A 4,140-nucleotide genomic window follows, 5' to 3' on the forward strand; every position below is an offset into this window, starting at 1 on the left:
GACGCGTACATCGTGCACTGGAACACCAGACGACGCCAGATACGACTCGAGGGACGCACCCCGGAGGAGTTCCGGGGCATGTCCCTCGCGGTCTAGGGCTGTATCCTAATTAACAGCGTCCAACAATCGGGGCGCAGTTCATTTTATCCCTTTATTAATCCCCTTTTATTATCCATTCCCCACTGTTTCCACGGGTTCCGGATCTGCCTAATTGTTTGCCGGTATACCCCGGCACATACCACCTTATACACACCCCAGTCAAAACGCGACCCTCGCCGCCGCCATCCACAAAAGCTTTCCAAGGATTGTGAGACATATCACACGCAAGGCCGCATATAAAGCTGCATGACAAGCCGAGAATGGCTGAAAACAACTGAAAACAGACGACTTGCCAAGGCTCATCCGCCAACGCTCCACCGTACAGGTACAGTTGCATGTATCACGAACGCCGATAACACCGGCATGCGCGCCGACATACGGACGGCGCACCGGTATAAAACCGACGTAAGACCGACGCCGCCAGACAGAAAGGAAGCCATCATGCCAGGCCGCTTCGCCCCGACCCCATCCGGACGCATGCACATCGGCAATATCTACGCGATGCTCGGCGCATGGCTGTCCGCACGCAGCCGCGGAGACGACATGCTGCTACGCATCGAAGACATCGACGAACCGCGCGTCGTGCCCGGAGCGGCCGACTTGATGATGGATGATCTGCGATGGCTCGGCTTGGACTGGGATGGCAATCCCGTGTACCAGTCGGCACGGCACGGCCTGTACGAAGAGGCCCTGCGATGCTTGGAACGCATGACGGTCGACGACATATATGGTTCCACGGAATCGTGCGGTTCCACGGCTGCACGCGATTCCGCAGATACTTGCGATCGCACGGATACACACGATTCCGCCGACGGTCCACACCACGCTTCTCCCGATCCAACGAAGAACAACACCGCTTCCGCCGAGATTCCGCTGATATACCCCTGCTTCTGCTCGCGCGCCGACATCCGCGCCGCCTCCGCACCGCAGGAAGGCGACCGTTTCATGGTCTACCCAGGCACCTGCCGCCGCATCATCGCCAGCAATCCCGACACCGTGCGGCAACGCTTGGAAAACGGCGACCGCCATTCGCTGCGAATCGCCATGCCCGATGAGTCAAACCGCCACTCCACCGTCCGTTTCGACGACGAGGTGTTCGCACGGCAGGAATTCAGCCTGCCGCAAGACATCGGCGACACCATCGTGCGTCGCGCCGACGGACTGTTCTCCTACCAACTGGTGGTGGTCGTGGACGACCTCGACATGGGCGTCGACGACATCGTGCGCGGCCGCGACCTGCTCCGGTCGAACGCACTGCAAATCGCCATACGCAAAGCGCTCATCGCGGCGGGATTCCAATCGCACACAACACAGACAGCGGCAGCACAGACGGCAACGGCAACGCAATCGCCGTATTCCCCGGAAAACCCGCATTACGCGCATCTGCCGCTCATCGACAACGCCGAAGGCAGGCGGCTCGCCAAACGCGAGCGCTCGCTGGATATGGGCGTGCTGCGCGCGCACGGCGTCTCGCCGGAACAGGTCGTCGGCTATTGCGCATGGCTGCTTGGCTTGCAGGGAGACCGGGTACATACCGCGCCACGGCCGATGAGCGCGGCTGAGGCGCTGCAGGAGTTCGATTGGGGCAAGGTGCGCGCCGACACGGCCGACCGCAGTATCAGCCAAGACGATTTCGACGCGTATTTCGGTTTGTGAGAACGCCTTTCGCCGGTATGGCCAGTTGACCCGCCGTCACGGTCGGCCAATCCGTCGTATGGTCAGTATGGTCAGTCGCTCCGCGGAACGGTCAGTTAATCCGCTGTGCGGTCAGTCGATCCACAATTCCGAATCGAGCGGATATTCGTTGACCTTGCAGCCGTCCAGATGCATGGACTGCTCCTGCATCAGCGGTGCCAACTGCCCCTCGCCCGCACAAGTGGTCTCATTGTCGATATGCCCCAGGCGATGTCCGACCTCATGATTGATCACCATGACGCGATACCGGGCCAGATTGCCGCCGGCATCCAGCCATGATTGGACGGAGCCCTTCCAACGGTCGTCGTTGATGATCACGTTCTGATCGACCCTGCAGCTGTATTCCACCGAGCACGACGGGGAGAAGGACGGCATCTGGGACGCCTGAGACAGCACCAGATCGAAATCGCAGTTGCCGTCGGTGGAACGTTCGAACACCGCGCCCGCACGCGGCCAGCCATGCTCATCGTTGAGGATGCGGAACGCAGCGTTGGCGAAATCGTCGACCGATCCGACATCGCCCTTGGTCGCAACGCAATAATGGTAATGGACAACCGGATTACCGCTGTTCTGCGCGACCTTCTGCGCCTGGTCGAGGATTCTGTTCCTGTCTTCGTCGCTCAGTACCGCCGATTGCGCGCGCAACGCCTTGTCCACGGCGCTCTCTTCCTGCGTCTTTCCTTCGGACGATTGCTTTTCCGCCGATTGCTTTCCGGATGTTTGCCTTTCAGCCGTCGCACGATGTGCTTTTCCGGACGACTTTCCACCATCGCCCTTCGTGCCTGCCGTCGATTTTCCCGCCTGTGCCGTCGTCTGCGTGCGCGACAACATACGTACCGACATCGCATGCACGCTGCACGACGTCATCATCGCCACGACAAGGAACAAGACCAGCACCATCGCCGTGACGCGGCGGATACGAAGCGCCTCAAGCCGTTCACGACGGCTCATTTTGGCGTAGGCTCTTGGATCGAGCGCGCGAACAATACGACGAATCCGCTTCAAATCGACCCCTTCATATACGGCAACCTCTCTCTTGGCAAGAGTAGCAATGTCAGCCAACATACGGCGGGCGTTTATCCGCGGGGGAACGCCACAGTCCGGCCTAATCTGGCGTGAATCTAGCGTAAATCCGGCACAGCTGGCACAATTCCGCTACAGTCTGCCGCAGTCCCGCCACAATCCGCCACATACGCAAAAGACCCGCGGCTTCCGAAGAAAACCACGGGTCTTTGGATTAAAAGACGCCGATCAGGCGAACAGCACCTTGAACAGGAACGCGCCGACGATGGCGCCGAGAATCGGAGCCACGACCGGGATCCAAGCCTCGCCCCAGCGGGAATCGCCCTTGTTCGGAATCGGCAGGATGGCGTGCAGCAGGCGCGGCATCAGGTCGCGGGCCGGGTTCAGGCCAGGGCCGGTCGGGCCGCCCATGGAGGTCACGAGGCCCCACACGATGAAGCCGACGACGATGGAGGCGGCGGCGAGGTCGGCCTTGCCCCACGGCAGGGACAGGCAGCACAGCGCGCCGAGCACCAGCATAAAGGTGCCGAAGAACTCGTTGAGGAAGTAGTTGACGCGGTCGTTGTGCGCGTCGGTGGTGCAGAAGGTGCCGAGGATGGCTTCAGCGTCCTCGGTGTCCTTGTAGTGCGGGTAGTAGGTGATGTACACGATGAGCTGGCCGACGAGCGCGCCGAGCAGCTGGGCGATGATGTACGGCAGGACCTCGTTCCACGGGAACAGTCCGTTGACGGCCTGGGCGATGGTCATGGCCGGGTTGATGTGGGCGCCGGAGACGCCACCGAACATGAGCACCGGGAACATGACGCCGAAACCGTAGCCCATGGCGATGTTCAGCCAGCCGGCATGGTAGCCTTTGGTGTTTTTCAGTTCCGCGTTGGCGACAGCGCCGTTGCCGAAGACCATCAGTATGGCGGTGCCGACGAATTCCGCGGCGAGTTTGGTGAAAAGTGTGTATTCCACTGCTGTTTCCTCTGTTGCTTCTTCTCTTGACGATTCTTGCGATTCGTGCGATTCGAGATGTGTTGCGATTCCGCTCTAAGCGGACAACAGCGCATTACCATACTCCCGGCACCGGAAGTCCTGCGATTACCAAGGTCACTTCAATGGGACTGCAGGGCAGAAAACATTGGGAACATGAGAAACACGCCTGCCGGAATACAAAAGACCCAAGCCATTGGCTTGGGTCTTGTCTGTGCCCCCTCAGGGATTCGAACCCTGGACACGCTGATTAAGAGTCAGCTGCTCTAACCAACTGAGCTAAAGGGGCGTTGGTCTTGGCGAGGTTTTTGTTCTCGCTGAGCACATGGAGTAAATATACTCAGA

General features: G+C 59.9%; 4 protein-coding genes and 1 tRNA gene. 2 read left to right on the plus strand and 3 right to left on the minus strand.

Annotated features, from left to right (window positions below):
• Together ACR0P8_RS08845 and ACR0P8_RS08850 are read left to right on the plus strand one after the other, a co-directional pair.
• A partial coding sequence (locus ACR0P8_RS08845) for an IS3 family transposase (RefSeq protein WP_432624652.1) occupies positions 1-96 on the plus strand: 96 nt, incomplete at its 5' end.
• A gap of 444 nt (positions 97-540) precedes the next feature.
• Positions 541-1,755, plus strand: a complete 1,215-nt coding sequence (locus ACR0P8_RS08850) for a glutamyl-Q tRNA(Asp) synthetase (protein ID WP_432624718.1) — start codon at positions 541-543, stop codon at positions 1,753-1,755.
• A gap of 111 nt (positions 1,756-1,866) precedes the next feature.
• Here the strand turns inward: ACR0P8_RS08850 and ACR0P8_RS08855 are convergent, their stop codons facing one another.
• The 3 genes from ACR0P8_RS08855 to ACR0P8_RS08865 all read right to left on the minus strand — a co-directional run bounded on the left by ACR0P8_RS08855 (position 1,867) and on the right by ACR0P8_RS08865 (position 4,084).
• Complete coding sequence (locus tag ACR0P8_RS08855; protein ID WP_432624719.1) at positions 1,867-2,799, minus strand: DUF3152 domain-containing protein; 933 nt, start codon at positions 2,797-2,799, stop codon at positions 1,867-1,869.
• A gap of 246 nt (positions 2,800-3,045) precedes the next feature.
• Positions 3,046-3,777, minus strand: a complete 732-nt coding sequence (locus ACR0P8_RS08860; RefSeq protein WP_432624720.1) for an MIP/aquaporin family protein — start codon at positions 3,775-3,777, stop codon at positions 3,046-3,048.
• A 233-nt stretch (positions 3,778-4,010) separates the two neighbouring features.
• Positions 4,011-4,084, minus strand: a tRNA-Lys gene (locus tag ACR0P8_RS08865).
• Positions 4,085-4,140: the final 56 nt, after the last annotated feature.

Origin of the sequence: Bifidobacterium sp., assembly GCF_050874245.1 — a bacterium.
Lineage (GTDB): Bacteria > Actinomycetota > Actinomycetes > Actinomycetales > Bifidobacteriaceae > Bifidobacterium.

Bases quoted from the DNA above. Each gene is read 5' to 3' on its own strand.
- ACR0P8_RS08850 (WP_432624718.1), top strand. From the start codon at position 541: ATGCCAGGCCGCTTCGCCCCGACCCCATCCGGACGCATGCACATCGGC.